The sequence below is a fragment of the Streptomyces sp. 840.1 genome (assembly GCF_003751445.1).
GTDB lineage: Bacteria > Actinomycetota > Actinomycetes > Streptomycetales > Streptomycetaceae > Streptomyces.
The window spans coordinates 1,920,215-1,945,571 of the sequence record NZ_RJUU01000001.1 but is presented as its reverse complement, the minus strand read 5'-3'; the positions used below and the strand labels follow the sequence as shown (position 1 = coordinate 1,945,571).

Below are 25,357 nucleotides of genomic sequence, written 5' to 3'. Positions count from 1 at the left end.
GCCATGGAATAGTGGGCACCGTGCGGCGGGTTGTTCCATGCATGACTTCTCTCCGCAAGCTCGGTTCCTCCGATCTCCAGGTCTCCACGCTCTCCCTCGGCGGCAACGTCTTCGGCTGGACCGCCGACGAGGCGCAGTCCTTCGCCGTCCTCGACGCGTACACGGCGGGCGGCGGCAACTTCGTCGACACGGCTGACACGTACTCCTCCTGGATTCCCGGCAACGTGGGCGGCGAGTCGGAGACCATCCTCGGGAAGTGGTTCGCCGCGCGGGGCAACCGTTCCGACGTCGTCCTCGCCACCAAGGTCGGCTCGCACCCCGAGTACAAGGGGCTCGCCGCCGCCACCATCAAGGCCGGGGCCGAGGAATCGCTGCGCCGGCTCGGCACGGACTACATCGACCTCTACTACACCCACCACGACGACGAGACCGTCCCCGTCGAGGAGATCATCACCGCCCTCGACCAGCTGGTGAAGGAGGGCAAGGTCCGCGAGATCGCCGCCTCCAACATCAGCCCGGAGCGGCTGCGCGCCTCGATCGACTTCTCCGAGCGCGAGGGGCTGGCCCGCTACGTGGCGCTCCAGCCGCACTACAACCTCGTCTCGCGCGACACCTACGAGGGCGAGCTCCAGGACACGGCCGCCAGCGCCGGACTGGCCTCGGTCCCGTACTTCGCCCTGGCCTCCGGATTCCTGACCGGCAAGTACCGCCCCGGCACGACTGTGGACAGTGCCCGCGCCGGCGGCGCCGCCCAGCACCTGGAGACGGAGCGCGGCCAGAAGGTCCTCGCCGCGCTCGACGAGATCGCGCGGGAGCGGGACGCGGAGATCGCCACGGTGGCGCTGGCATGGCTGGCCTCCCGGCCGACCGTGGTCTCGCCGATCGCCTCCGCCCGCACGGTCGAGCAGCTCCCCGCGCTGCTGGCCGTCCAGGACCTGCGTCTGACGGACCAGGAGCTGACCACGCTCACCGAGGCATCCGCCTAGGACTGCGGCCCGCCGTAAGGCTGTTGGCCGTGCGGCTGTTGGCCGTAGGGCTGCTGCCCGTACGGCGGTGGGTTGTAGGACTGCGGGTCGTAGGACGGCGGGCTGTACGGCTGCGGGCCGTAGGGCTGCTGGCCGTACGGGTACGCGGGGTAAGGCTGTTGGCCGTACGGGACCGGGCCCGGGTGCGGGGCGGGGGCGCCGTGGGGCTGGTGCGCCCCGTAGCCCGGGTAGGACGGGCGCGTCGGACGGGTGTGCCGGGGGCGCAGGCGGCCCGCCGCGTACGCCAGGGCGGGCCCGGCGACCTCGCGGCGCTGCCACAGATGGTGCAGCAGCTCCAGCTCGCGTTCTGCCAGATCCGGGCCGGCCGTGCCGCGGCGGGCCTGCCGGCGCAGGAAGGCCAGTGACGTCGCGAACGACTCGTACTCGGCGACCGCACGGGCCGCCGCCTTCCCCCGGGCCTTGGCATGGGCCCTGGCCTGAGGGGTGACCGGAGCCGGTACGTAGCCCCGGTGGCCGTACGGGCCGGCTCCCGTCGTCTGCCACCGGCGTGCGGTGTCCCTGGCCATGCCGCGTGCCCGCATCGACGACAGGGCCAGGGGCTCGGCGGGGGAGAGCCAGCCGGCCGCTGCGTAGGCGGGCAGCTCGACGGCCAGGGTGCGCAGGTCGCGCAGCCGGGACCAGATGGCCAGCCAGGTCACCAGGCCGAAGGCGGGCACCATGAACACGCCGTACACCACGTAGAAACCGTACGGGCCGAACGTCGCCGAGCCGTTCCACAGGGCGTGCATGCCCATCGCGAGGACCAGGCCGAGCAGCGGCAGCGCGATGCGGCGGAACCGCTGGTGGTGTGCGCTGCTCGCGGCGAGCCCGAAACCGATGCCGGTCATGACGGTGAACAGCGGATGCGCGAACGGCGACATCACCGCCCGTACGAAGAACGTCGCTACCGTCACCGACGCGAACCCCGAGCCCGTTTGCTGGTCCTCGCCGAAGGCGTTGCCCAGATAGAGGATGTTCTCGGTGAAGGCGAAGCCCGTCGCGGCGAATCCGGCGACGACCAGACCGTCGACGATCCCGTTGAAGTCGCGTCTTCGGAACAGGAAGAGCAGCAGTACGGCCGCGGCCTTGGCACTCTCCTCGACGACGGGCGCTATGACGGTGGCGCCCAGGGTGTCCGCGCTGCCCGGGTCGGCGGTGGCCGTGGCGATCCACTGGGTCGCGAAGGAATTGGCGAGGATCGCGACGAGGGCGGCCGCGCAGGCACCCCAGGCGAAGGCGAACAGCATGTTGCGCCACGGGCCCGGTTCGACCCGGTCCAGCCAGCGGAACGCCGTCATCAGCAACGGGACCGGCAGCACCGCGAGGCCCAGTCCGACGAGGAGCCCCTGAGTGCCCGTCTGATCCCGGACCAGAGCGAGGATCACCAGGCCGCAGAGAGCCAGCGCGGTGAAGACGGCGACGACGCGGAGCGTCTTGCTCCGCCACAGCATGCCGACGCGGCGTGGGTGGTAACGCCACTGGCCGTGCTCCGGCACGGCAGCCAGGATCTCGCCGACCCGCTGCTCCTCGAGCACCGGGACGGCCGGCTGCGACTGCCGCTGATGCTGGACAGAACCGTCGGACACCCCTTGACCCTAACGAGGAGGACTGACAACGGCCATGGCGTTCGGCCGGGTCCCGCCCACCGGGACGCCTTCTTGGCCACGGCTGTCGCGGCGTGGCCCAGGCTGCCGCGGCCGGGGCGGCCCGGGTGGCTGAGGGGTCAGCGACGGGGTCAGCGGCGGGCGAACAGCAGGTCGTGCACTACGTGGCCCTTGTCCAGGCCCTGCCCCTCGAACCGGGTCAGCGGCCGGAACTCCGGCCGAGGCGCGTAACCGCCGTCCGCCGCCGTGTTCTCGAAGCCCGGGTGCGCGCTCAGCACCTCCAGCATCTGCTCGGCGTACGGCTCCCAGTCGGTCGCGCAGTGCAGCACCGCTCCGGGCTTCAGCCGCTGCGCCACCAGGTCGAGGAACTCCGGCTGGATCAGCCGGCGCTTGTGGTGGCGGGACTTGGGCCACGGGTCGGGGAAGTACACCCGGAGCCCGTCCAGCGAGTCCGGCGTCAGCATCTCCCGCAGCAGGATGATCGCGTCGCCGTTGGCGACCCGGATGTTGGACATGCCGTTCCGGTCAGCGAGACGCAGCAGGTTGCCCTGGCCCGGGGTGTGCACGTCAACGGCGAGGATGCCGGTGCCCGGGTCGTCGGCTGCCATCTGCGCGGTGGCCTCGCCCATGCCGAAGCCGATCTCCAGCACCACCGGCAGCCCGTCGAACAGCTCGGGCAGATCGAGGACCCGCAGCCCGTCGATGTCCAGGCCCCACTTCGGCCAGAGCCGCTCCAGAGCGTCCTGCTGGCCGGGCGAGACCCGGCTGCGGCGCGGCTGGAAGCTGCGGATCCGGCGCTCGTGGTGCGAGCCGGCGGGATCGGCCGCCGGGCCCCCGGGGAAGCGGGGCGCCTGACGCAGCCTGCGCTGGCGGTCCAGGGCCGCGGCGCGCAGCTCGTCCGGGATTCCGGCGGTGGCGGACGAGGCGGTCGGCGCAGGTTCGGCTCCGGGCGCGGCGTCGCCGGGCGTCGCGGGGGAGGGGTTCATGGGCTCAGACACAATGCCCCGATTCTACGGCGGGCGGCTTCCACCCCGTCCCCTGCGCTCTCAGCAGCGCCCTGCGCGCGACCTCCCGCCCGATGGGCAGGGAGGCCGTGGCGGCGGGCGACGGGGCGTTCAGCACATGCACGGTGTGCGGCGCCTCGCGGATCAGGAAATCGTCCACCAGGGTGCCGTCCCGGAGGACCGCCTGGGCCCTGACCCCGGCCGGCGCGGGCCGCAGATCGGCCTCCGTGACCTCGGGCAGCAGCCGTCGCACGGCCGTCGTGAAGGCGTGTTTCGACAGCGAGCGGTGCACCTCGCCCGCCCCGTACCGCCAGTGTCTGCGCGCGATCCGCCAGGAGCCCGGCCAGCTCAGCGTGTCCATCAGCTCGCGCGGGCGCACGACCGGCCAGCCGTAGCCCTCGCGGGCCAGCGCGGGCACCGCGTTCGGTCCGACGTGCACACCGCCGTCGTGGCCGCGGGTCAGGTGCACGCCGAGGAACGGGAACGCCGGATCGGGCACCGGGTAGACCAGGCCGCGCACCAGATCGGGTCGGGCCAGCTCGTAGTACTCCCCCCGGAACGGCACGATCCGCATCCCCGGGTCGTCGCCCGCCAGCCGGGCCACCCGGTCGCAGTGCAGCCCCGCGCAGTTGACGAGCACCCGGGCCCGCACCACCAGGCCGTCCGCCGTCCGCACCGCGACGCCCCAGGGGCGCCGGTCGATCGCGGTCACCTCGGCGCCGAACCTGATCAGCCCGCCGCCGGCCCGGACCTCGGCGGCGAACCGCTCGGTGACCGCTCCGAAGTCGCACACCCCCGTCGTGCCCACCCGGATCGCGGCGAGGCCGCGCACCCGGGGTTCGTACTCCGCGATCTGCGCCGGTCCCAGCTCGGCCACCGGCAGCCCGTGCTCGCGGCCGCGCTGCACCAGTGCGTGCAGCCGGGGGAGCTCGGAGCGCCCGGTCGCGACGATCAGCTTGCCGGTCACCGCGTGCGCGATGCCGTGTTCCCGGCAGAACTCGACCATCTCGGCGCCGCCGCGCAGCGCGTACCGTGCCTTGAGGGAACCCGGGCGGTAGTAGATGCCGCTGTGGATCACTCCGCTGTTGCGGCCCGTCTGATGGCGCGCGGGGCCCCACTCCTTCTCCAGCACGGTCACCCTGGTGCCGGGAGCGGTCCGCGTGATCGCGTACGCGGTCGACAGACCGACGATCCCGCCGCCGATCACCAGCACATCGCAGTCGTACGCCGCGTGCGTCATCATCACGCCACCTCCCACCCCGATAGTGCACTGACCCACTGACAACGCACTCAAACCCCGCGGGGCCAGCGTGGCGCCCGGGATTCCGGCGGCGCGGGTGCCGGACCCGCGGGCCCGGCACCCGGCGAGAGGGGTCCTACGCGGGTGCCACCAGCAGCGGGCGGGCGCGTTCCCGCAGCTCGGCGACGCGCGGCTCGTCCCCGTAGGGCTCCAGCCGGTGCAGCAGGTCGCGCACGTACTCGGTGGTCCGCGCCGACGAGATGCGGCCCGCCACCTCCACCGCGCGGGTGCCGGCCGCGCAGGCCGCGTCCAGATTCCCCGATTCCAGTTCCGCGACGGCCGACACCACGAGCCGCAGCCCGTGCGAGCGGACGAACTCCTCGGTCGGCCTGGACAGCGCCTGCTCGGTGAAGCGCCGCACCTGCCTCGGCGCCTTCAGGTCGAGGTGGCACTCCGCCGCGTCGGCCGCGAACCGGTCGTACGAGTAGAAGCCCAGCCAGGACGGGTCCGCGTCCCCGTCCCGGGAGCGCTCCAGCCACCCCTCGGCGGCCTTCAGCGCGGCCCCCGCGGCCGGTGCGTCGCTCGCCTTCGCGTGGGCCCGCGCCTCCACCAGGCGGAAGAAGCTCATCGTGCGCGCCGTCGCGAGCCCCCGGTTGCGCTCCACGGCGGCCTGCGCCAGGTCGACCCCCTCGTCGGCGAAGCCGCGGTAGGTCGCCTGCAGGGACATGGAGGCGAGGACGTAGCCACCGAGCGGTACGTCGGCCGCGGCGCGCGCCAGACGCAGCGCCTGGATGTAGTAGCGCTGCGCGGCCTCCTGCTGGCCGGTGTCGAAGGCCATCCAGCCGGCCAGCCTGGTCAGTTCGGCAGCGGCTCCGAAGAGCGCGCGGCCCACCTCGTCGCTGTACGAACCCAGCAGCAGCGGTGCGGCGTCGACCCGTAAGCACTCCGGCACCATGGACGAACGCCAGTCCCCGCCGCCGTACTTGGAGTCCCAGCGCCGGGCGTCCTGGGCGGCCTCGCGCAGTTTGGACACATCGCTGTGGCCGACCCGCAGCGGCGAGACCCCGTGCGCGGACTCCGGCCCCGGCTGGGCCGGGATCGACACGCTGTGCCCCGGCACCGGCGGCGCACCGTGCCCGTGGACCGGCGGCGCCCCCGCCTGACCGGGTACGAGTGGCGTCCCGGTCAGGATGTGCTGCCCGGGTACGCCGGGCGGCGCCGCGGCACCGGGCGCGCCCTGCGCCCCCGCTGCGCCCCGTGCGCCCTGCGTGCCGAGCACCGCCGCCTCGGCGGCCGCCGAGGCGCGGGCCACCGACGGGTCGGCGGGGGATATCAGCCAGCGCGACGCGGGAGTGGCGTACGCACTCACCGAGAACGAGCCCGCGAGCGACTGCCAGATGCCACCGCTGCCGGCCCGCCGCCCGGCCAGATCCAGCCGGTACAGCTCGGTCGCGGAGCGCACCGCCTCACCCACATCGCGCGGGAACGTCAGACCGACCTCCGGCGCGGGGTCGGCATCGGCGAGCCCGATCTCGTGCAGCGGGACCGGCCGGCCGAGCTTGGCGCCGATCGCCGCAGCGATGAGATGGGGCGCGGCGCCCTGCGGCACCATGCCCTTGGAGACCCACCTGGCCACCGACGTCTTGTCGTACCGAAGTGTCAGTCCGCGCTGCGCCCCGAGGTCGTTGACCCGCCGGGCGAGCCCGGCGTTGCTGATTCCCGCGAGGGCGAGAACGGTTCCGAGCTTGTCGTTCGGTCCGCGTTGCTCCCTGGACATGCGCCACCCCTCGACACACAGACGGCAGCCGCGACACCGTTGCGGCGCGCGGCATTCGTACCGTGTTCTCCCCAGGGACGAACCCTCGCACTCCGACCGCACACGCATTTGGCCGAGCCCCGAGGAATATGCCGCTCTGCTGAGAACATCAGTAAACCCAGCGTAGTTCGCCGCATCCCTACCGTTAAGGGGCGGACGTCCGTATGGCGGGATTGTTGCCCGCCCGGCGCCTTCGGCTGCCGAGTGCGTCGGGCGACGGCGGACAGCGGCGAACCGGGGGGCTCCTGAGGTGGGAGGAGCGGGCGGGGCGGACGTGGTGGGCGGCAGGCGGAGGAGAAGTGAAGGCCGGGCGGAGGGAATGCGGGGGGAGGTGGAGGAGGGGTGTGGTCCGCCGTGCGCACCTGGGGAAGCGTCCAGGGACGAGCCGGGGGAGCGGCGTTCGGGGGCGGGCCCGGATGGCGGCCGGAGGGGCGCGGACGGGGCGCCGGGGAGGCGCGGGCAGGGGCGGGCCGGGGAGGTGCGGGCGGGGTGTCGAGGAGGCGCGGGCGGCGTGCCGGGGAGGCGCGGACGGGGGTGGCGGGGAGGCGTGCACGGGGCGCGCGGGCGGGCGCCGATCCGTCGTCCGCATCCCTGAACTCCGCTCTGACCAGGCGTTGTCCGGGTGCCGGACGGTCGGACGACGCATGGTTCGCGGGGGCGGGCCGGCCCTTGTGGAGGTCCCGTTCCGGGCCTTCCGCCGCGCTCCTGGCGTGTGGCCGTGCGCCCGGCCGTGCGCTCTGGCCGGGTCCGTACGGAAGCGCTTGCATGGGTGCTGCGTGGGTCGGCCCGTCGCGCTGGACGCTTCGGGCTGGGGGAAACCGCCGTCTCATTCCCCGCAGGCGGTGGACAGGTCCGGGAGGCGAACCGTGCCTCCCGGACTGGACGCCGGCCCCGCCTCGGGCCGCGCGGCGGAACCTGCGTCGGGCGGGGCGAGAATCGGTGCCGGGGTGTCCGGCGTGGCCCGCGCGGGGGGTCATGAGGCAGCCGGTCGAAACACACCCACGCGCGCGCTCGCGTGGGAGGTTCGGGCGGGAGTTCGTGCGGGCGGCCGCTCGGGATCCCGGTGAGAGCCCCGGCGGGAGCCCGCTCGGGGACGCGTGCGGCTCCGCCGAACCGTTCCCGGACCTTGAGGTGGCCTGCGGCGGCCCGTGATCTTGTCCGATGAGGGCGGGAACAGAATGGGAGATATGCGGATGAAGGCGGTCATGGACTTCCGGTGATCCGGTTCCAAGGCGTCCTGAGATTGGCCGAATGTCGCCCGTCGGGCGAGGTTGGGCCGGCGGGTTCGCGGACATCGCGTCGGCTGCCGGGGCGAGGGTACGCGCCGTGGCCGGATCGGGGTCCCGTCGGCGGTACGCGCGGAAGGAGGCAACAGGCGGCATCCGTAACTCCGTTGCTGCCGGGTACGACGCGCGCGGGCGATCTGCCCGTCGGTGCGGCCGGCAGTCCCGCTCCGGCCTTTGCCAGGGGCGCATGCGCTCACGACGTGCGCCGTCCGTAGCCACTCCTGCACGCCTTTGTCGTGGCAGCATGTCCGCAACGGCGCCGCGCGTTACCGGAGTTCTCCCGATAACGCCCAGCCGCGCCGTTTTGTCCACAGCCTGTGGAGGCGGCGATGCGTTGGTTGGTGGGCTGGAGCAGTATCGCCGCGAGCTTCGGCACGGCCGGAGTGGTCGGCGCGAGTGACGAGGGGCGCACGATGCACCCCGTGGGTTCCCAACTCCTTTGGGGGGACCCGGATCCGCTCTGGGCGGTCGGGGACTGGCGGCCCGACGAGATCCGCACTGTCCGGGTGGACACGGCCGAGGGCGCGCCCACGGTCCGGCTCGCCGTGCTCGGCTGCTGCGGCGCCAGCGACGAACAGCTGCGCGTCGGGCTGCTCGCCGCCCGCGGCGGAGCCCTGCGCCACCTCACCGCGTGGACGGGCAGCTACACGGCGGTCGTCCAGATAGGGCGACGGATCACCGTGGTGGGTGACCTCGCCGGAGCCCGTCCCGTCTTCTACACACCGTGGGCCGGCGGCACGGCGTACGCCACCGCCGCGCTCCCGCTCGCGGACCTCATCGAGGCGCAGCTCGACATCGGCCACCTCGCGGCCCTGCTCGCCTGCCCCGAGACCCCGGAGGCGCTGCGCGACGGGACCCCGTACGCCGGGGTGAAACGCATCCCGCCCGGACACGCGCTGATCCTCCGCGAGGGCTCACGGGAGATCACCGGGTACGAGGCCGTGGCCTCCCTCGCGGTGGCCGCGCCCGAGCTCGATCCGGTGAGCGCGGTCGACGGGGTGCGCGACGCCCTGGTCGAAGCCGTGCGTGCCCGGCTGCTGGCGCCCCGCCACGCCCCGGAGACCTTGCCGCCCGACCCCGGCCCGGTCCCCGGCATGGGCCCCGCCGAACGCCGTGCCGCACGAGGGGCGCCCGTGCCCGGCATCGGCTCCGACCTCTCCGGAGGCAGCGCGTCCGCCACCCTCGCCCTGCTCGCCGCCGGGCTTCCCGGACTGCCCGGCACGCTCCTGGGCCACGGCACCGGAGCGGGCGAACGGCTGCTGGCCGTCACGTTCAACGACCTGACCACCCGCGACCACGAGGACGAGCTCGAACGCGCCCGTGTCATCGCCGCCAACCCCCGGCTCCACCATGTGGTCGTCGCCGCGGGCGAGGAGGCCCTGCCGTACGCGGAGCTGGAGAACGGCCCGCTGACCGACGAGCCGGCCCCCTCCCTCGTCGTCGTCGAACGCCATCGCCGCCGGCTCGCCGCGGGCAGCGCGGACCACTTCGTGGGCGACGGAGCCCGGCAGGTGCTCGACGCCCACCCGGCCCGCCTGGCCGACCTGCTGATCGACCGCCGCCGACGCCATCTCGTGCGCCCGGTCGCCGCGCTGGCCAAGGCCGAAGGGCCCTCCGCGCACTCCCTGTTCGTCCCGCTGACCGTGTACCGGGCGGCGCGGCGCCTCGCCCGTACGTCGTACCGCACCGGTCTCGAAGCGGCCGCCGACCGCCTTCCCGACGCCAACCGCCTGACCCCCGACCTCGACAGTCCCACCGACGCCTCGCTCGCCGCCCTGACCTGGTCGCGCCCGGGTCCCGCCGCCCGCTGGCTGACCGGGGAGGCGCTCGCTGAAGTATCGGTTCGCCTTCAGGAGGCGGCGATCCGCCCCACCTCCGTCCAACGCCCCGGCGAGGCCCGCGCCAGAGCCGCGCTCGCCCGGAACGCCGCCGACCACCGGATCCTGGAGCAGGCCGCCGAGGTCCGCAGCCAGCGGCTGCACGCACCCTTCCTCGACAACCAGGTCGTACGCGCCGCCCGCGCGCTCCCCGAGTCCCTCAGGGTCCAGCCGGGCGCCCGCGCGGCGGTCCTGCGCCGGGTCCTGGCGGGCACCGGCATCCACGAGCTGCCGCCCGGCTGGGGCGCGCCGTCGCAGGCCACCTCCACCGAGGTCACCCGCACCGGCCTGCGCGCCGCGCTGCCCGAGCTCATCGCCCTCTTCGACGCCCCGCTGCTCGCCGACGCGGGCCTGGTCGAGGCCCGCGTCGTACGCAAGGCCCTGCGCGCGGCCGCCGAGGGCGAGCCCCTCCCGCTGGACGGCCTCGCGGACCTCGCCTCCACCGAACTGTGGCTGCGCCGCCTCGTGTCGCGCCGCGGCACCTGCTGGACGGGCACGGCGGCACCGCGTCAGCGAGCCGTCGCCGGCGGAGTGGTCCCGGCCCGGCGGACGCTCCAGCCGTAGGCCGTACTCCGCAGCCGTACCCGAGGGCCGTACTCCGGCGCCGGTCCGCCGCGGTCCGCCTTCCGTTGTCGGACCGGCGGGACACAATGGCGGTGTGCGGTATCTGATCCTGGGCGTCACGGAGGCGCGAGACGGGCGGGGCGGGGTGCTGCCCCTCGGAGGGACGCGGCTGCGGTCCCTCCTCGCGGCCCTGGCGCTGCGGCCCGGCCGGTCCGTGCCGATCGCCGAGCTCGTCGACGACGTGTGGGCGGACGACCCTCCGGCGGACGCCCCCGCCGCGCTCCAGGCCCTGGTGGGCCGGCTGCGCCGGGCGCTGGGCAGGGACGCGCTCGCCAGCACCCCGGGCGGCTACCGCCTGGTGGCCGGCCCGGAGGACGTCGACCTGCACGTGTTCGAGCGGCTCGCCCGGCAGGGCGCGGCCGAGCTGGAGGCGGACGCGCCACAGGAGGCCGCCCGCACGCTCCGTACGGCACTCGCCCTGTGGCGTGGACCGGCCCTGGCGGACCTGCCCGACCGCGACCACGGCCACGCACTGCGCCCGGAGGCCCACCGGCTGGCCGCACTGGAGCACCGCATCGAGGCCGACCTGCGCTGCGCGGTGCCCGCCGGACCGGCGGCCACCACACCTCCTCCCTCCGAGGCCACGCTCCCGCCCGCCGCTCTCGTCCCCGAACTGGTGGAGCTGACAGCGGCGCACCCGTACGACGAACGCTTCCGGGCCCAGCTCATCCGCGCCCTGCGCGCGGCGGGCCGGCAGGCCGACGCGCTCGCCGCGTACGAGGACGCGCGCCGCGGCCTCGCCGAGGGGCTCGGCACCGACCCCGGGCCGGAGCTGACCGCCCTCCACCGCGCACTGCTCAGCCCCGCACCGTCCGCGCCCGGCGCCGAGGGGCCGGAACACCGGGGCAACCTCCGCCCCCGGCTCACCTCCTTCGTCGGGCGCGAGCCCGAACTCCGCGCCATCCGGGACGACCTGACCCGCTCCCGGCTGGTCACCCTCACCGGTCCGGGAGGCTCGGGGAAGACCCGGCTGGCCGAGGAGTCCGCAGCGCACGGGGGCCCTGCCGCAGCCGGTGAGGTCTGGCTCGCGGAACTCGCCCCGGTGGAGGATCCCGAAGCCGTCCCGGGAGCCGTGCTCTCCGCGCTCGGGCTCCGCGAGACAGCCCTGCTGCGGGACAGCGGTCACGAAGGAACGTATCCGCGCACCGAGCCGGTCGACCTGCTGACCGACCACCTCGCGCACTCCTCCCGATCCCGCCCCTTCCTCCTCATCCTCGACAACTGCGAGCACGTCATCGGCGCGGCGGCCGCGCTGGCCGAGACCCTGCTGACCCGCTGTCCCCGGCTGCGCATCCTCGCCACCAGCCGCGAACCGCTCGGCGTGCCCGGCGAATCCGTCCGGCCGGTGGACCCGCTCCCGGCCGGTCTCGCCCACCGGCTCTTCACCGAGCGGGCCCGCGCCGTGCGGCCCGGGTTCGACCCCGAGCGGGAAGCGGCGCACGACGCGGACGCCGTCGCCGAGATCTGTCGCCGCCTCGACGGGCTGCCGCTCGCCATCGAGCTGGCCGCCGCCCGGCTCCGGATGCTCACCCCGCGCCAGATCGCCGACCGGCTGGACGACCGATTCCGCCTGCTGACCGGCGGCAGCCGGACCGTACTGCCGCGCCAGCAGACCCTGCGCGCCGTCGTCGACTGGTCCTGGGACCTCCTGGACGAGGACGAGCGCACTGCCCTGCGCCAGGTCTCGGACTTCGCGGGCGGCTGGGACCTGTCCGCCGCCGAGGCGGTCCTCACCACGGCGTCCGGCCCCGCCCGGCACACCGCCGCCGACACTGCGGACCTCGTCGGGGCGCTCATCGACAAGTCCCTCGTCGTCGCCACCCCGGCCGCCGACGGCGGCATGCGCTACCGCCTCCTGGAGACCATCCACGAGTACGCCATCGAGCGCTGCGCCGAGACCCCGGAGGTACGGGCCGAGGCCGGGCGGGCGCACACCGCGTACTTCCTGGCCTTCGTCGAGGAGGCGGAGCCGAAGCTGCGCTCCGCCGAACAGCTCTCCTGGATCCAGCGCCTGGAGACGGATCTCGACAACATCAGGGCCGCGCTGCACCGCACCACCGCCTCCGCGGGCCGGGTCGGTCCGTCGTCGGGTTCCTCCGAGTCGGACGCGGCGCGTCTGGTGCTGGGCATGGGCTGGTTCTGGTGGCTGCGCAACTACCGCGTCGAGGGTCTCGGCTGGACCGCGCGGGCGCTGACGTTCGGCCCGGAGCCCGCCGACGCCACCGACCCGCGCTACTGGCCCTGGATGAATCTGCACATGCTGCGGTTCTTCCTGGCGGCGGAGAGCCGTGCGCCCGACGCGGACCACGAAGGGCGGCCGGACGAGGGGCTGGTGCGACGGATGGCCGACGCCTTCGTCTCGTCCGGACCCCACGCCGCACGCTTCCCCGGGCTGCTCTGGCCGATGACCTCGTTCATCACGCTGGGCACGTCGGACATGCGGGACGTACGCGAGAAGATCGACGCGGTCGTCGACAACGCCCGCATCCACGGCGACGCCTGGGAGTACGGCGTCTCGCTGATGTTCCGCACGCACATGGTCGTCGACATGCCGGGCGGCATGCCGGGAGTCGACGACGACCTCGCGGAACTGCGGGTGCTGAGCCGCCGCGTCGGGGACCGCTGGATGCGCGCACAGGTCGAGAGCGCCGCGGCCGAGGCGGGCATGATGCGCGGGCGGTACGAGGAGGCGCGTCCGGCCTACGAGGAGGCGCTGCTGCTCGCCCGCGAGGTCGGGGCCCACGCCGAGGCCCCGTTCCTCCTGGCCCGGCTGGCCGAACTCTCCTACCGCACCGGCGACGTGGCCGCCGCCGAACGGGGCCTGGACCGGTCGGAGTCCGAGGCCGACCGCTACCAGACGCACGAAGCGACCGCGTACGTCCACTACCTCCGTGCCGTCATCGCTCTGGACCGGGGCGACATCGCGGCCGCCAGAGAGAGCCTCACCGCGGCGCAGGGGAGGAACGACGAGAGCAACCCGCCCACGCAGATGCCCGCACTTCTGGACGGGCTGTCGGCCCGCATCGCCGCGTACGAGCCGGAGCCCCGCGGCGGCCCGGCCGTAGCCCTGCGCGGCCTGGCCTCGGCCCTGGCAGCGGCGAGGGACGCGCAGTACGCCGAGGTCATCACCGGACAGCTGGCGGACGGCCTCGGGACCGTGCTGCCGAAGCTGGGCCACCACGCGGCCTCCGTGCGCGTCCTGGCCGCCGCCGACAGCTGGCGGCTCTCCGGCCCCAGGACCGCGGTGGAGCAGGCGGCGGTCGACGAGGCCGGGCAGCTGGCCCGCGAGGCGCTGGGGGAGCGGAGTTACGAGAAGGAGCGCGCGGCGGGCCGCGCACTGACCCTCGACGACGTCGTCGAACTGCTCGCGGAGCTCGCTGGTACGGAGGCGAGCGGGTCGTAGCTCGCTGGTTCGGAGGCGAGCGGGTCGTAGCTCGCTGGTTCGGAGGCGAGCGGGTCGTACGTCACCGGTTCGGAGGCGAGCGGCCCGGTGATCAAGGGGCCGGAGGTCAGCGGCAGCTGATCCGGGATTCCGCCCAGTTCGCGAGGGCCACCCCGCCGAAGGGGGTGGTCGGCTCCACGACGAGCCGGATGCGGTCCTGGCCCTCGATGCCGACGCCGACCGGCACGGCCGGATCGTCGCCGTTCATCACCGGCGACTGCCACAGCCGCGCCCCGTCACCGTTGAACACGGAGAAGCGCACGGACCCGAGGCCCATGGTCAGGTCGTCGACGCCGACCATCGCCTCGTAACGGGTGCACCGGCGGTTCAGCTCGATGACGACCGACGAGCGGCTGTGGACCGTCACCCCGTGGTCGTACCGCGTGTCGCCGATCGACATCCCGGAACGCTGCCAGACCCAGCTGCTCTCCCCGAGCACCACCTCCGGGCCGGTGTGGTCGCCGAGGAGGCTGTAGCTCAACTCGTTGACCTGGTAGACCTCCGGCGCCGGTGCGGGGGCGGGCGGCGGAGGGGGCGTCGGGGTCGGAGTCGGGGTGGGCGTAGGAGTCGGCTTCGGGGCGGGCGGCGGGGGCGCGGGAGCCGGCGGGGTGGGCTTCGCGGGCGGCGTGGGCGTGGGCGTAGGGGTGGGCGCCGGCTTCGGCGGTACGGGAACGGGCGGCGCCGGCTTCGGCTTCGGGGGTGCGGGCGACGGCACCGCGGGCGCCACGGCCGGCGGCCTGGCCACCGGCTTCGCCTCGGGCCGGGGCTGGTCGTCGCCGACCAGTGCCCACACCAGTCCGGCCGCGGCCGCGACGGCGACCGCCGCCGCGATGCCGGCCTTCGCCGGAGCGCCGAGCCCCTCGGAGGCGGCGGCCCCACCGGCCGACGACGCGGACGAACCTCCGCCGGTCGCGGCGGCCGCGGCCCCCGCGCCCGCCGCACCCGCTGCGCCGCCCGCGACGATCCCGGCGGCCTTGACCGCGTATCCGGCGGCGAACCAGCCGATGACGGCGACCGGGAGCAGCGCGGGAATCCCGGCGTTCACATGAGCCAGTTCACCGGCGGCCAGGCGGCATTGAGCGCACTCGTCCAGGTGTCCGCGCAGGCCGCGCTCGGCCCGCATCCGCAGCCCGCCACGGGCATAGGCGCCGAGCCGGTCGGCGTAGCGCGCGCAGTCGCCGCCGGAGGTGAGCGCCTGGCTCACATGGGCCTGGAGGTAGGCCTGCTTGAGCCCCTCGCGGGCCCGGCTGGCCAGCACCGAGGTGGCGTTGGCGGTCAGCCCGAACAGCGGGGCGATGTCGCTGGGCGACTCCTCCTCGACGGTGGTGTGCCACAGGACCGCCTGCCAGCGCTCCGGGAGGCTGCGGAAGGCCTGCATGGCCATCGACTGCTCGGCCTCGTGCATCGCCATCACATCGGCGCCGAGATCGAGGGTGTCCGCGTCCGACACCTCCGACGAGCGTGACGCCTGTGCGGCGAACGCGGCGAAGTCGTCGACCAGCTGCTCCCGCTTGGCGGTCCTCGTCCAGGCGGCGCCGACGTGCCGGACCGCTGTCATCAGGTAGGCGCGCACCGCCTCCTCGGGCCCCTTGCCGCCCCGTACCGCCTGCAGTGTCCGGGCGAAGACCTCGGCCGTCAGGTCGTCGGCGGTGTGCGCGTCCCGGCAGCAGGTGCGCGCGTACCTGCGCACCGCGTCCGAGTGCCGGCGGAACAACTCGTCGTACGCGAGGTCGTCCCCGTCCCGCATCTGCTGGATCAACTGGGCGTCGGAGAGGGCGGGTCCGGCGGGCCCGGCGGCGTTCGTGCCGCCGCCCACCCGCTGCATGGGGACCGCGGCCGCCGCTGCCGCGCCATCGATGGCATCGGCGGGGGTGTCGGCGTCCGAGCCCAGGTCCGTGTCCGAGTCCGACGGCGCCGGGTTCTCGACCGGTGCGGGTGGCCAGGGTCCGGGCAGAACCGTGCCGCCGCCCTCTTCGTCGGCGCCCTGGCGTCCGGGCCCCGCCTGGCTCGGCACCTGCTCGGCCGGCCGGCCGCCCGTGCCGGCCCCGCCGCCCGTGGTGGAGACACCGTCGAACGACTCTTCCTGCTGCCCGTCACCGCTCATCGCGGACGCCCCCGTATGCGCTTTCGGACCCCGAATACCGGGCAAGCGTGCCACAGAGGGCAGGAGCGGCCACCCCTCAGCCCTGGCAACCACTCATCCGGGGCGTTCTCCCGAATATCAGCACTAGCGGACACCAGTTCGGGGAAGGGGTAGCGAGTTGGGCGGACGCGGCAGTCGGGCGTCATTGAATCCGGTCATGCCGAAAGCGACGGCGGAGGGCGGCCACGGCCGCCCGGCCGGCCCGCCCTCGCGGCAACGAGGCCGCAGCAGCGGGGCCGGATCATGCCCGCCCCGCCGCGACACTCACGCAGGCCGCACCCGCCCCGCCACTCACCCAGGCCGCGGGCGCCGCGCTCACGCAGGCCGTGAGCGCAGCCCCTCCAGCAGGATGTCCAGCAGCCGGGCCGAAGCCGCCGCCTGCTGAGCCGCGTCGGGGAGCGAGGGCGCCGCCGTCGCGATGACCAGCAGCACATCGGCCACCGTCACATCGCGGCGCAGCTCACCCGACGTCCGCGCCCGGTCGACCAGACGACCCACGACCTCCAGCAGCTCGGCCGCTCCACTGCCCGCTTCGAACTCCGACTCGGCCGTCTCCGGCTCCTGCCGGGGCTCCACGACCCGCAGCCCGCCCTGGCCCGTCTCCTGCCGCTGCTGCGGCACCCGCGCCTCGTCCCGGGCGGCGCCCGGATCGCCGGCCACCGTCGAGTCGTCGCTGTCCACGCCGACCCGCAGTATCTGCGGAGGCAGCAGCCGCCCGGCGCCCGAGGCGACCGAGGTCCGCAGGAAGCGCGACAGCGCCGACCACGGCTCCTCCTCCTGCCCCAGCGCGGACCTGGCCTGGTCGGTCAGCCGGGAGGTCTCCTCCTCGGCTATCCGCCGCACCAGCACGTCCTTGCTGGGGAAGCGCCGGTACACCGTGCCGACACCGACCCGGGCACGACGTGCCACGTCCTCCATCGGAGCGCCGTAGCCGAGCTCACCGAACACCTCGCGTGCCGCGCGCAGCACGTGTTCCAGATTGCGCTGCGCGTCGACCCGCAGCGGGGCCGAGCGGCCCCGCGCTCCGGCGTTGACCGCGCCCGAGCCGAGTGCGGCACTCAGCGTGCTCACCGCTCCCGGTGCCGCGGAGGTCCCTGACGACCCGATTCCGCTCACCGTTCCGACCGTTCCGACCGCGCTGACTGTACCGACTGCGCCGATTCGCCCGTTTCCTTCGGGCGTGACAGCAGCAGTTGGCCAATGCGATTCCTGAATATGCATAACTTTTCCCCCGGTTATGACGTCTCCCCCCGGAGACTCCCGCCGTGTCTGCCGGGTTGAGCGATGGTCCCATCCGTCACCCCGACGACACACGAACATAGTTGAGCCGGGGTCAATTCAGAAGGGGGCAGTTCCGCCCGGAGCGCCCCCCGATCGGAACAAGGACCGGTTGATCACCGATTCGTCCTACGTCCGTACCCCTCACCGCAACCCCTGACCTGCGGGGCTTCCGTATTGCGCCGGCGATCAACCGGAGCGGCCCGTTCGGAAGCTCCGGTCACACAATTTGCCGGGGCTGTGGACAAACTCCGGAGCGCGTTGCGTCATGGGGTGGTGATGGCTTCAGATTCCGGGGGAACACCCCCCGGCCCCCCGCCGGGCGTGCGCATTCTCGTCATCGGTGGCGGCTACGTCGGGATGTACACCGCGCTGCGTCTCCAGCGGAAGCTCAAGCAGCGGCTGAGAAGCGGCGAGGCCGAGATTGTCGTCGTCACCCCTGATCCTTATATGACGTATCAGCCGTTCCTTCCCGAAGCCGCCGCCGGCTCGATCTCACCGCGCCATGTCGTCGTCCCGCTGCGCAGGGTCCTGCCGCACTGCACGATCGTGATCGGTGAGGCGCAACGTGTCGATCCGGTCAAGCGCATCGCGACCGTCACCACGCTCGCCACGGGCGAGGACGGCACCGGAGCCGTCGAGATCCCGTACGACGAGATCGTCATCGCGCCCGGCTCCGTCTCGCGCACCCTCCCGGTCCCCGGCCTCGCCGACCACGGCTTCGGCTTCAAGACCATCGAGGAGGCCATCGGGCTGCGCAACCACGTGATCGAGCAGATGGACATCGCCTCCGCCACCCGCGACCCCGCCATCCGCGACGCCGCCCTGACCTTCGTCTTCGTCGGTGGCGGCTACGCGGGTGTGGAGGCGCTGGCCGAGCTGGAGGACATGGCCCGCTACACCGCGCGGTACTACCACAACATCAAGGCCGAGGACCTGAAATGGATCCTCGTCGAGGCCACCGGCCGCATCCTGCCCGAGGTCGGTGAAGCGATGGGCAAGTACGCCGTACGGGAGCTGCGCGGCCGCAACATCGACGTACGCCTCGAGACCCGGCTGGACTCCTGCGAGGACCGGGTGGCCGTGCTCAGCGACGGCTCCCGCTTCCCGACCCGCACACTCGTGTGGACGGCCGGCGTGAAACCCGCGCCGCTGCTCGCCGCCACCGGCCTCCCGCTCAACGAACGCGGCAGGCTCATCTGCACGGCGAAGCTCACCGTCGAAGGGGCCGGGCACGTCTGGGCCGCCGGTGACGCGGCCGCCGTCCCCGACCTGACCTCCGACGAGCCCGGACGGGAGACCGCGCCCAACGCGCAGCACGCAGTCCGCCAGGCCAAGGTCCTCGCGGAGAACATCGTCGCGTCCATGAACGGCGAACCGCTCAAGGAGTACCGGCACAGCTATGCGGGCTCCGTCGCCTCGCTCGGCCTCCACAAGGGCGTCGCGCACGTCTACGGACGCAGGCTCAAGGGCTACCCTGCGTGGCTGATGCACCGCGTGTACCACCTGAGCCGGGTCCCCACGTTCAACCGCAAGGCCCGGGTGCTCGCTGAATGGACGCTCGCCGGCCTGTTCAAGCGCGAGATCGTCTCCCTCGGCTCACTGGAACACCCCAGGGCCGAGTTCGAAATCGCCGCAGGAAGGCGCCCCGGGGGCGACGGCGACGACTGTCAGTAGGGTCCGTCACACTGGACGTGTGACCATAGGTGGGCTCACATCTGCACAGAGTGACCCGGCAGGCGGCGACCGACAGTAACCGGCAGCGACGGGCTCCGGCTGCACTCTCCGCAGGTCCGGCCCGGACCGTCGGAGCGGACCGGCAGGAAGAACAGACCGGCAGGAAGAACAGGCAGCACAGGACCCGGCAGAGGAAGCAGCCCGCCCGAGCGGACCAGACCGACACACGAGGCCAGAAATTCCGTGAACTTCACGCGTTGGAGCGCCCGCCTACCCGGTACGCAGCGCCGAGCCGCCCGGGACGACCACAGTGCCGTACCGGCGGCCCGCGCCGAGTACGCACAGGACGAGACCGGATCCGGCCCGCCGCAGGGCGAGCCGGACGGGCCCGCGACCCGGCCCCCCGCGCCCGCGCTGGAGCACCTCTCCGCCCGCGACATCCTCGGCCAGCTGCCCGCCCTCGTCGCCCTGGTGCACGGCCCCGAACACCGCGTCGCGTACGTCAACGACGCCTACGCCGCGGCCTTCGGCCCCCGCCCGGCGGGCGTCCCGGCCGCCGAGGCGATGCCCGAGCTCACCGAGCTCAGCCTGCTGCCCCTGATGGACCAGGTCCTGCGCAGCGGCACACCCCGCACGGTCAAGTCCCGCAAGGCGGGCAGCGGCAACTCCTACACCGTGACCTGCACCCCGGTCCAGCACGACAAGGACAAGGGGCACGAGGGCGGAGTGCTCGTCTACGCCGCCGATGTCACCGACCACGCCGAAGCGGCCGAGCGGCTGCGCACCAGCGAGAGACGCCACCGCGAAACGGCCGTCACCCTCCAGCGCTCACTGCTCCCGCAGGAGCTGGAACAGCCCGACGACCTGCGGATCGCCGCCACCTACCAGCCGGGCGGCACGGACGCGGCGGTCGGCGGCGACTGGTACGACGTCATCACCCTCGGCGCGGGCCGCACCGCCCTGGTCATCGGGGACGTGATGGGGCGCGGAGTGCGCGCCGCCGCGGTGATGGGACAGCTGCGCACCGCGGTCCGGGCCTACGCCCGCCTCGACCTCCCGCCGCACGAGGTGCTCCAGCTGCTCGACGGACTGGCCGCCGAGATCGACGCCAGCCAGATCGCCACCTGCGCGTACGCGGTCCACGATCCCAACGAGGGCCTGCTCGTCTACGCCTCCGCCGGCCACCTGCCGATCCTGGTGCGCGACGAGGACGGCACGGTGCACCGCGCCGAGGGGCCGACCGGTCCTCCGCTCGGCACCGGTGGCTGGACCCACACCTCCGGCACGATCGCGCTGCCGCCCGGCTCCACCGCCGTCCTCTACACCGACGGCCTGGTCGAGCGCCGCAACGAGGACATCGACGAGGGCGTGGCCGCCCTGGAACGGGCGCTGTCCGGCGCGAAGGGCGCACCGCAGGTGGTGTGCGACCGCCTGATGCGCTCCCTCAACATCACCGCGGAGCACGATGACGACGTGGCGGTCCTGGTGGTGCAGCACCCCGCCCGCACCGGCTCGACCGCGGAGCTCTTCCACAACGCCTCGCTCGATCTGCTCGGCGGAATCGAGGCGGCGCCGCGCGCCCGCGCCTTCGCGACGGGCGTCCTGACGTCGTGGCGGTTCCCGGTGGAACTGTGCGACCTGGGCGTTCTCGCCGCCGGTGAGCTGGTCGCCAACTCCCTCCAGCACGGCACACCGCCGATGCGTCTGGGCCTGCGGCGCACCGACCGCCGGCTGATCATCGAGGTCACGGACGGCGACGACCACCTGCCGCGCCGCCGCCGCGCCGAACCGGCGGACGAGGCGGGCCGGGGCATCTCCATCGTCGCGACGATCGCCACGTCCTGGGGCAGCCGCCGCACCCCGGGCGGCGGCAAAGCCGTCTGGTGCGAGTTCGCCCTGCCGCGTTAGACGGCAGGGCGAGCGGCCCCGGCCGTCAGTGGACGGCGGCGACCGGGGCCGGCACCTCGGCGGTCGTACTCTCCGGCAAGGACACCGCCACCACCCGCGACGGCACCGCCGCGAGCGAGGGCTGGTCCTGTACGGGGGTGAGCCGCCGGCCGAGCCGCAGCGCGAGCACCGTGATCCCGAGCGAGAACAGTACGAACGTCACGATGTACGGCCCGTGCAGCGAGGCCCCCATGGGGCCGCCCACGGCGGGGCCGACCGCCAGCGCCAGCTGCTTGCACAGGGCGAAGGCCGAGTTGTACTGCCCGACCATCGACTCCGGCGCAAGGTCGGCGACCAGCGGTGCGACGGTCGGCGAGAGCATCGACTCACCGAGCCCGAACAGCGCGTACGTGGAGATCATCGCGGCCGTCGCCATGGTCTGGCTGCCGTGCCCGAGCCCGGCGTAGCCCGCCACGATCCAGGCGAAGGCCCAGATCAGGCCGACCGAGGCGATCACCCGGCTGCGACGGCGGCGCTCCACGAGGCGCAGCACCACGAACTGGGCGACGACGATGACCGCGGTGTTGGCGGCCAGCGCGATCCCGAGCGTGGAGGGCTCGATCCCGGCAGCCTCGGTGCCGTACGCAGCGAGCCCGGACTCGAACTGTCCGTAGCAGGCGAAGAACACCACGAACCCCAGCACGCACAGCTGCACCATGGCCCGGTGCGAGAGCATCGCCCGCATCCCGCCGCCCGGCGCGCCGTCACCGGCACCGGAAACCCCCGCCACGACGGCAGGCGTACGAGGCATCCGCACGGTCGCCGTGATGGCGCCGAGCACGAGGAACATCACCGCTTCGATCAGGAACAGCAGGGTGAAGGACGCCGGTCGCTCCGTGTCGACGATCTGCCCGCCGACCAGTCCGCCGATGCCCAGGCCCAGGTTCTGCAGGAAGAACTGCATGGCGAAGGCACGGGTGCGGGTGCCGGTGTCGGAGCACCGGACGAGCATCGTGGCGAGAGCGGGCTGCATGACGGCCGTTCCCGCGCCGAGGACCGCGGCCGACAGGACGGCGGCGGTCACCTGTGAGGAGAAGCCGAGGGCAGCGGCGCCCAGGGAAGCGACGACCGAGGCGGCGAGCAGCACGGGCAGCGGCCCGCGCCGGTCGATGACCCGCCCGGTGAACGGCAGGACGGCGAGCGCCGCCATGGCGAAGACCGCCAGCACGACTCCCGCCGTACCGGCACCCAGATCCCGTACCTGCGCCACATAGACGTACAGATACGGAACGGTGAACCCGAGCCCGAACGCGCTCAGCGCGCTCCCCAGCTGGATCCGCCGCAGTGCTGCACCCATTTCCCTGGTCACACTCACCTACCTCAAGGTCTCGAAGCCATGTGATCGAGCGATCTGAACGACTCGAACCCGAAGACTTTAGCACTAAAGTTAGAACGTCAACAATACAGATCGAAGGACTTCGACGCCTACTGGCGGCGTGCCATACTGCGCGCCATGTCTGACACCACCGAGCCCGGTCTCCAGGAGCCGAGCCTCGACGAGCAGATCGCCGCCTATCAGCGCGAGTTCCGGGACCTGGACCCACAGGTGGAGCAGGTCGTATCGGCACTCGGCCGGCTGAACCGCCGGATGAACGTGGCGTACGGACGCCAGGTCGCCGCGCTCGGCATCAGCAACACCGAGTGGGAGGTCCTGAAGACCCTCGTGCTGGCCGGCACCCCGTACCGGCTGGGCCCGGGGGAGCTGGCCAAGCGGCTCGGACTCACCCCGGCCGCCATGACCCACCGCATCGACCGGATGGCGGGCGAGGGCCTCGTCACCCGCGACCGCGACGAGAACAACCGGGTCCGCGTCATCGTCGAGCTGACGGACGAGGGGCGGGCGAAGTGGCTCGAGGCGATGCGGATGGCCGCCGACTTCGAGGAGGACCTGCTCCAGGACCTCTCGGGCGACGAGCGCGGGGTCCTCGGCGAGATGCTGATCCGGCTGCTGCGCCGCGTGGAGCATGCCCAGCCGGACGCCGGCGGCCGCCTCACCGACCTGGACTGAAAACCGGTTGCGGACCGGCCCGGGGAGGGGTTGACACACCCCACCGCGATCCGTAAGGTTCTTCGAGTTGTCACGGAGCCGGAACGGTTCTACGACAACCGATCCCGCCGCGAATGCGGCAACCAAAACTCAGCACGATCTCCCACCCGGGAGAATTTCGGTATGCCGAAATTCATTTCGAGGACTCGATTATGAGTCACCGGGAAGATCCGCTAGAGTTTGAGACGTCAGAACGGCCCAACAGCCGGGAAGACAAGCCCCACTGACTGGGAATCAGGCCCGAAAGGATCTGATAGAGTCGGACTCGCCGGAAAGGGAAACGCGAAAGCGAAGAACTGGAAAGCGAAAATGCGAGACCCGCTTCGACCGGGAATCGGACACGAAAGAGTCTGATAGAGTCGGAAACGCAAGACCGAAGGGAAGCGCCCGGAGGAAAGTCGCAGAAAATGTTCTGCGGTGAGTACAAAGGAAGCGTCCGTTCCTTGAGAACTCAACAGCGTGCCAAAAGTCAACGCCAGATACGTTGATACCCCGACCTACTTCGGTAGGTTCGAGGTTCCTTTGAAAGTCCTGGCAGACCACACTAGTGGTTCTACCAGGCAATGCACATAGCGAGGACACAGTGAACAGTCGGTCTTATTCCGACTCGACTGTTCCGCTCTCGTGGTGTGGTCCCGATTACGGGAAAACATTCACGGAGAGTTTGATCCTGGCTCAGGACGAACGCTGGCGGCGTGCTTAACACATGCAAGTCGAACGATGAAGCCCTTCGGGGTGGATTAGTGGCGAACGGGTGAGTAACACGTGGGCAATCTGCCCTTCACTCTGGGACAAGCCCTGGAAACGGGGTCTAATACCGGATAATACTTTCCCTCTCATGGGGGAAGGTTAAAAGCTCCGGCGGTGAAGGATGAGCCCGCGGCCTATCAGCTAGTTGGTGGGGTAATGGCCTACCAAGGCGACGACGGGTAGCCGGCCTGAGAGGGCGACCGGCCACACTGGGACTGAGACACGGCCCAGACTCCTACGGGAGGCAGCAGTGGGGAATATTGCACAATGGGCGAAAGCCTGATGCAGCGACGCCGCGTGAGGGATGACGGCCTTCGGGTTGTAAACCTCTTTCAGCAGGGAAGAAGCGAAAGTGACGGTACCTGCAGAAGAAGCGCCGGCTAACTACGTGCCAGCAGCCGCGGTAATACGTAGGGCGCAAGCGTTGTCCGGAATTATTGGGCGTAAAGAGCTCGTAGGCGGCTTGTTGCGTCGGTTGTGAAAGCCCGGGGCTTAACCCCGGGTCTGCAGTCGATACGGGCAGGCTAGAGTGTGGTAGGGGAGATCGGAATTCCTGGTGTAGCGGTGAAATGCGCAGATATCAGGAGGAACACCGGTGGCGAAGGCGGATCTCTGGGCCATTACTGACGCTGAGGAGCGAAAGCGTGGGGAGCGAACAGGATTAGATACCCTGGTAGTCCACGCCGTAAACGTTGGGAACTAGGTGTTGGCGACATTCCACGTCGTCGGTGCCGCAGCTAACGCATTAAGTTCCCCGCCTGGGGAGTACGGCCGCAAGGCTAAAACTCAAAGGAATTGACGGGGGCCCGCACAAGCAGCGGAGCATGTGGCTTAATTCGACGCAACGCGAAGAACCTTACCAAGGCTTGACATATACCGGAAAGCATCAGAGATGGTGCCCCCCTTGTGGTCGGTATACAGGTGGTGCATGGCTGTCGTCAGCTCGTGTCGTGAGATGTTGGGTTAAGTCCCGCAACGAGCGCAACCCTTGTTCTGTGTTGCCAGCATGCCCTTCGGGGTGATGGGGACTCACAGGAGACTGCCGGGGTCAACTCGGAGGAAGGTGGGGACGACGTCAAGTCATCATGCCCCTTATGTCTTGGGCTGCACACGTGCTACAATGGCCGGTACAATGAGCTGCGATGCCGCGAGGCGGAGCGAATCTCAAAAAGCCGGTCTCAGTTCGGATTGGGGTCTGCAACTCGACCCCATGAAGTCGGAGTTGCTAGTAATCGCAGATCAGCATTGCTGCGGTGAATACGTTCCCGGGCCTTGTACACACCGCCCGTCACGTCACGAAAGTCGGTAACACCCGAAGCCGGTGGCCCAACCCCTTGTGGGAGGGAGCTGTCGAAGGTGGGACTGGCGATTGGGACGAAGTCGTAACAAGGTAGCCGTACCGGAAGGTGCGGCTGGATCACCTCCTTTCTAAGGAGCATTTCTTACCAGAGTCTACGGGCTTTGGTCAGAGGCCAGTACACCGGCGAATGTTCGGTGCTGGTTGCTCATGGGTGGAACGTTGACTATTCGGCACGGTTGGCTGGTTTTCGTGAGTACTGCTTCGGCGTGGAAAATGGGAATTGGTTGATCGGGTCGG

Annotated in this window: 13 protein-coding genes and 1 rRNA gene; 7 read left to right on the top strand and 7 right to left on the bottom strand. The window is 72.1% G+C overall.

Annotated elements, in window-relative coordinates:
* The first annotated feature begins 41 nt into the window (after positions 1 to 41).
* A complete protein-coding gene (locus EDD93_RS09050; RefSeq protein ID WP_123524668.1) occupies positions 42 to 986 on the top strand; it encodes an aldo/keto reductase in 945 nt (314 codons plus the stop codon).
* On the opposite strand, the gene EDD93_RS09045 is transcribed toward EDD93_RS09050, so the two are convergent.
* The 4 genes from EDD93_RS09045 to EDD93_RS09030 form a co-directional block, all read right to left on the bottom strand.
* Positions 983 to 2,611 (bottom strand): PrsW family intramembrane metalloprotease, encoded by a 1,629-nt coding sequence (locus EDD93_RS09045; RefSeq protein ID WP_123524667.1) that lies wholly within the window; start codon positions 2,609 to 2,611, stop codon positions 983 to 985. The two genes, EDD93_RS09050 and EDD93_RS09045, sit on opposite strands and share 4 nt — an antisense overlap.
* Positions 2,612 to 2,760: 149 nt before the next feature.
* Complete coding sequence (gene trmB / locus EDD93_RS09040) at positions 2,761 to 3,615, bottom strand: tRNA (guanosine(46)-N7)-methyltransferase TrmB (RefSeq protein WP_185092472.1); 855 nt, start codon at positions 3,613 to 3,615, stop codon at positions 2,761 to 2,763.
* A gap of 4 nt (positions 3,616 to 3,619) precedes the next feature.
* Positions 3,620 to 4,876, bottom strand: a complete 1,257-nt coding sequence (gene lhgO / locus EDD93_RS09035; RefSeq protein ID WP_123524665.1) for an L-2-hydroxyglutarate oxidase — start codon at positions 4,874 to 4,876, stop codon at positions 3,620 to 3,622.
* A gap of 133 nt (positions 4,877 to 5,009) precedes the next feature.
* The gene (locus tag EDD93_RS09030; protein WP_123524664.1) at positions 5,010 to 6,650 is read right to left on the bottom strand and encodes a sporulation protein; all 1,641 of its coding nucleotides are present in this window, start codon (positions 6,648 to 6,650) and stop codon (positions 5,010 to 5,012) included.
* A 1,654-nt stretch (positions 6,651 to 8,304) separates the two neighbouring features.
* Here EDD93_RS09030 and EDD93_RS09025 point away from each other — a divergent pair.
* On the top strand, positions 8,305 to 10,416 hold the full coding sequence (locus EDD93_RS09025) for an asparagine synthase-related protein (protein WP_123524663.1): 2,112 nt from the start codon (positions 8,305 to 8,307) through the stop codon (positions 10,414 to 10,416).
* Between the two features lie 94 nt (positions 10,417 to 10,510).
* On the top strand, positions 10,511 to 13,879 hold the full coding sequence (locus EDD93_RS09020; protein ID WP_123524662.1) for a BTAD domain-containing putative transcriptional regulator: 3,369 nt from the start codon (positions 10,511 to 10,513) through the stop codon (positions 13,877 to 13,879).
* A gap of 106 nt (positions 13,880 to 13,985) precedes the next feature.
* Here EDD93_RS09020 and EDD93_RS09015 read toward each other — a convergent pair whose 3' ends face one another.
* Together EDD93_RS09015 and EDD93_RS09010 are read right to left on the bottom strand one after the other, a co-directional pair.
* On the bottom strand, positions 13,986 to 16,022 hold the full coding sequence (locus tag EDD93_RS09015) for a sigma-70 family RNA polymerase sigma factor (RefSeq protein WP_123524661.1): 2,037 nt from the start codon (positions 16,020 to 16,022) through the stop codon (positions 13,986 to 13,988).
* Positions 16,023 to 16,376: 354 nt separating this feature from the next.
* Positions 16,377 to 17,282 (bottom strand): TetR/AcrR family transcriptional regulator, encoded by a 906-nt coding sequence (locus tag EDD93_RS09010; protein ID WP_123524660.1) that lies wholly within the window; start codon positions 17,280 to 17,282, stop codon positions 16,377 to 16,379.
* Between the two features lie 336 nt (positions 17,283 to 17,618).
* Between EDD93_RS09010 and EDD93_RS09005 the strand changes: the two genes are divergently transcribed.
* Both EDD93_RS09005 and EDD93_RS09000 read left to right on the top strand, forming a co-directional pair.
* On the top strand, positions 17,619 to 19,016 hold the full coding sequence (locus tag EDD93_RS09005; RefSeq protein ID WP_123524659.1) for an NAD(P)/FAD-dependent oxidoreductase: 1,398 nt from the start codon (positions 17,619 to 17,621) through the stop codon (positions 19,014 to 19,016).
* Between the two features lie 243 nt (positions 19,017 to 19,259).
* Complete coding sequence (locus tag EDD93_RS09000; protein WP_123524658.1) at positions 19,260 to 20,924, top strand: SpoIIE family protein phosphatase; 1,665 nt, start codon at positions 19,260 to 19,262, stop codon at positions 20,922 to 20,924.
* Between the two features lie 25 nt (positions 20,925 to 20,949).
* Here EDD93_RS09000 and EDD93_RS08995 read toward each other — a convergent pair whose 3' ends face one another.
* Positions 20,950 to 22,260, bottom strand: coding sequence for an MFS transporter (locus EDD93_RS08995; protein ID WP_123524657.1), 1,311 nt, complete (start codon positions 22,258 to 22,260; stop codon positions 20,950 to 20,952).
* Between the two features lie 156 nt (positions 22,261 to 22,416).
* Here EDD93_RS08995 and EDD93_RS08990 point away from each other — a divergent pair, with 156 nt between their 5' ends.
* Both EDD93_RS08990 and EDD93_RS08980 read left to right on the top strand, forming a co-directional pair.
* Entirely contained in the window at positions 22,417 to 22,971 is a 555-nt protein-coding gene (locus EDD93_RS08990; RefSeq protein WP_123524656.1) for a MarR family winged helix-turn-helix transcriptional regulator, read from the top strand.
* A gap of 691 nt (positions 22,972 to 23,662) precedes the next feature.
* Positions 23,663 to 25,188 (top strand): 16S ribosomal RNA (locus EDD93_RS08980).
* Positions 25,189 to 25,357 lie beyond the last annotated feature (169 nt).

Excerpts from the sequence above, each read along its gene's own strand:
- EDD93_RS09050 (WP_123524668.1), top strand. The coding sequence starts at position 42 with ATGACTTCTCTCCGCAAGCTCGGTTCCTCCGATCTCCAGGTCTCCACG.
- EDD93_RS09030 (WP_123524664.1), bottom strand. The coding sequence starts at position 6,650 with ATGTCCAGGGAGCAACGCGGACCGAACGACAAGCTCGGAACCGTTCTC.
- EDD93_RS09005 (WP_123524659.1), top strand. The coding sequence starts at position 17,619 with ATGGCTTCAGATTCCGGGGGAACACCCCCCGGCCCCCCGCCGGGCGTG.
- EDD93_RS09025 (WP_123524663.1), top strand. The coding sequence starts at position 8,305 with ATGCGTTGGTTGGTGGGCTGGAGCAGTATCGCCGCGAGCTTCGGCACG.
- EDD93_RS09010 (WP_123524660.1), bottom strand. The coding sequence starts at position 17,282 with ATGCATATTCAGGAATCGCATTGGCCAACTGCTGCTGTCACGCCCGAA.
- trmB (WP_185092472.1), bottom strand. The coding sequence starts at position 3,615 with ATGAACCCCTCCCCCGCGACGCCCGGCGACGCCGCGCCCGGAGCCGAA.
- EDD93_RS08995 (WP_123524657.1), bottom strand. The coding sequence starts at position 22,260 with ATGGGTGCAGCACTGCGGCGGATCCAGCTGGGGAGCGCGCTGAGCGCG.
- EDD93_RS08990 (WP_123524656.1), top strand. The coding sequence starts at position 22,417 with ATGTCTGACACCACCGAGCCCGGTCTCCAGGAGCCGAGCCTCGACGAG.
- lhgO (WP_123524665.1), bottom strand. The coding sequence starts at position 4,876 with ATGATGACGCACGCGGCGTACGACTGCGATGTGCTGGTGATCGGCGGC.
- EDD93_RS09015 (WP_123524661.1), bottom strand. The coding sequence starts at position 16,022 with ATGAGCGGTGACGGGCAGCAGGAAGAGTCGTTCGACGGTGTCTCCACC.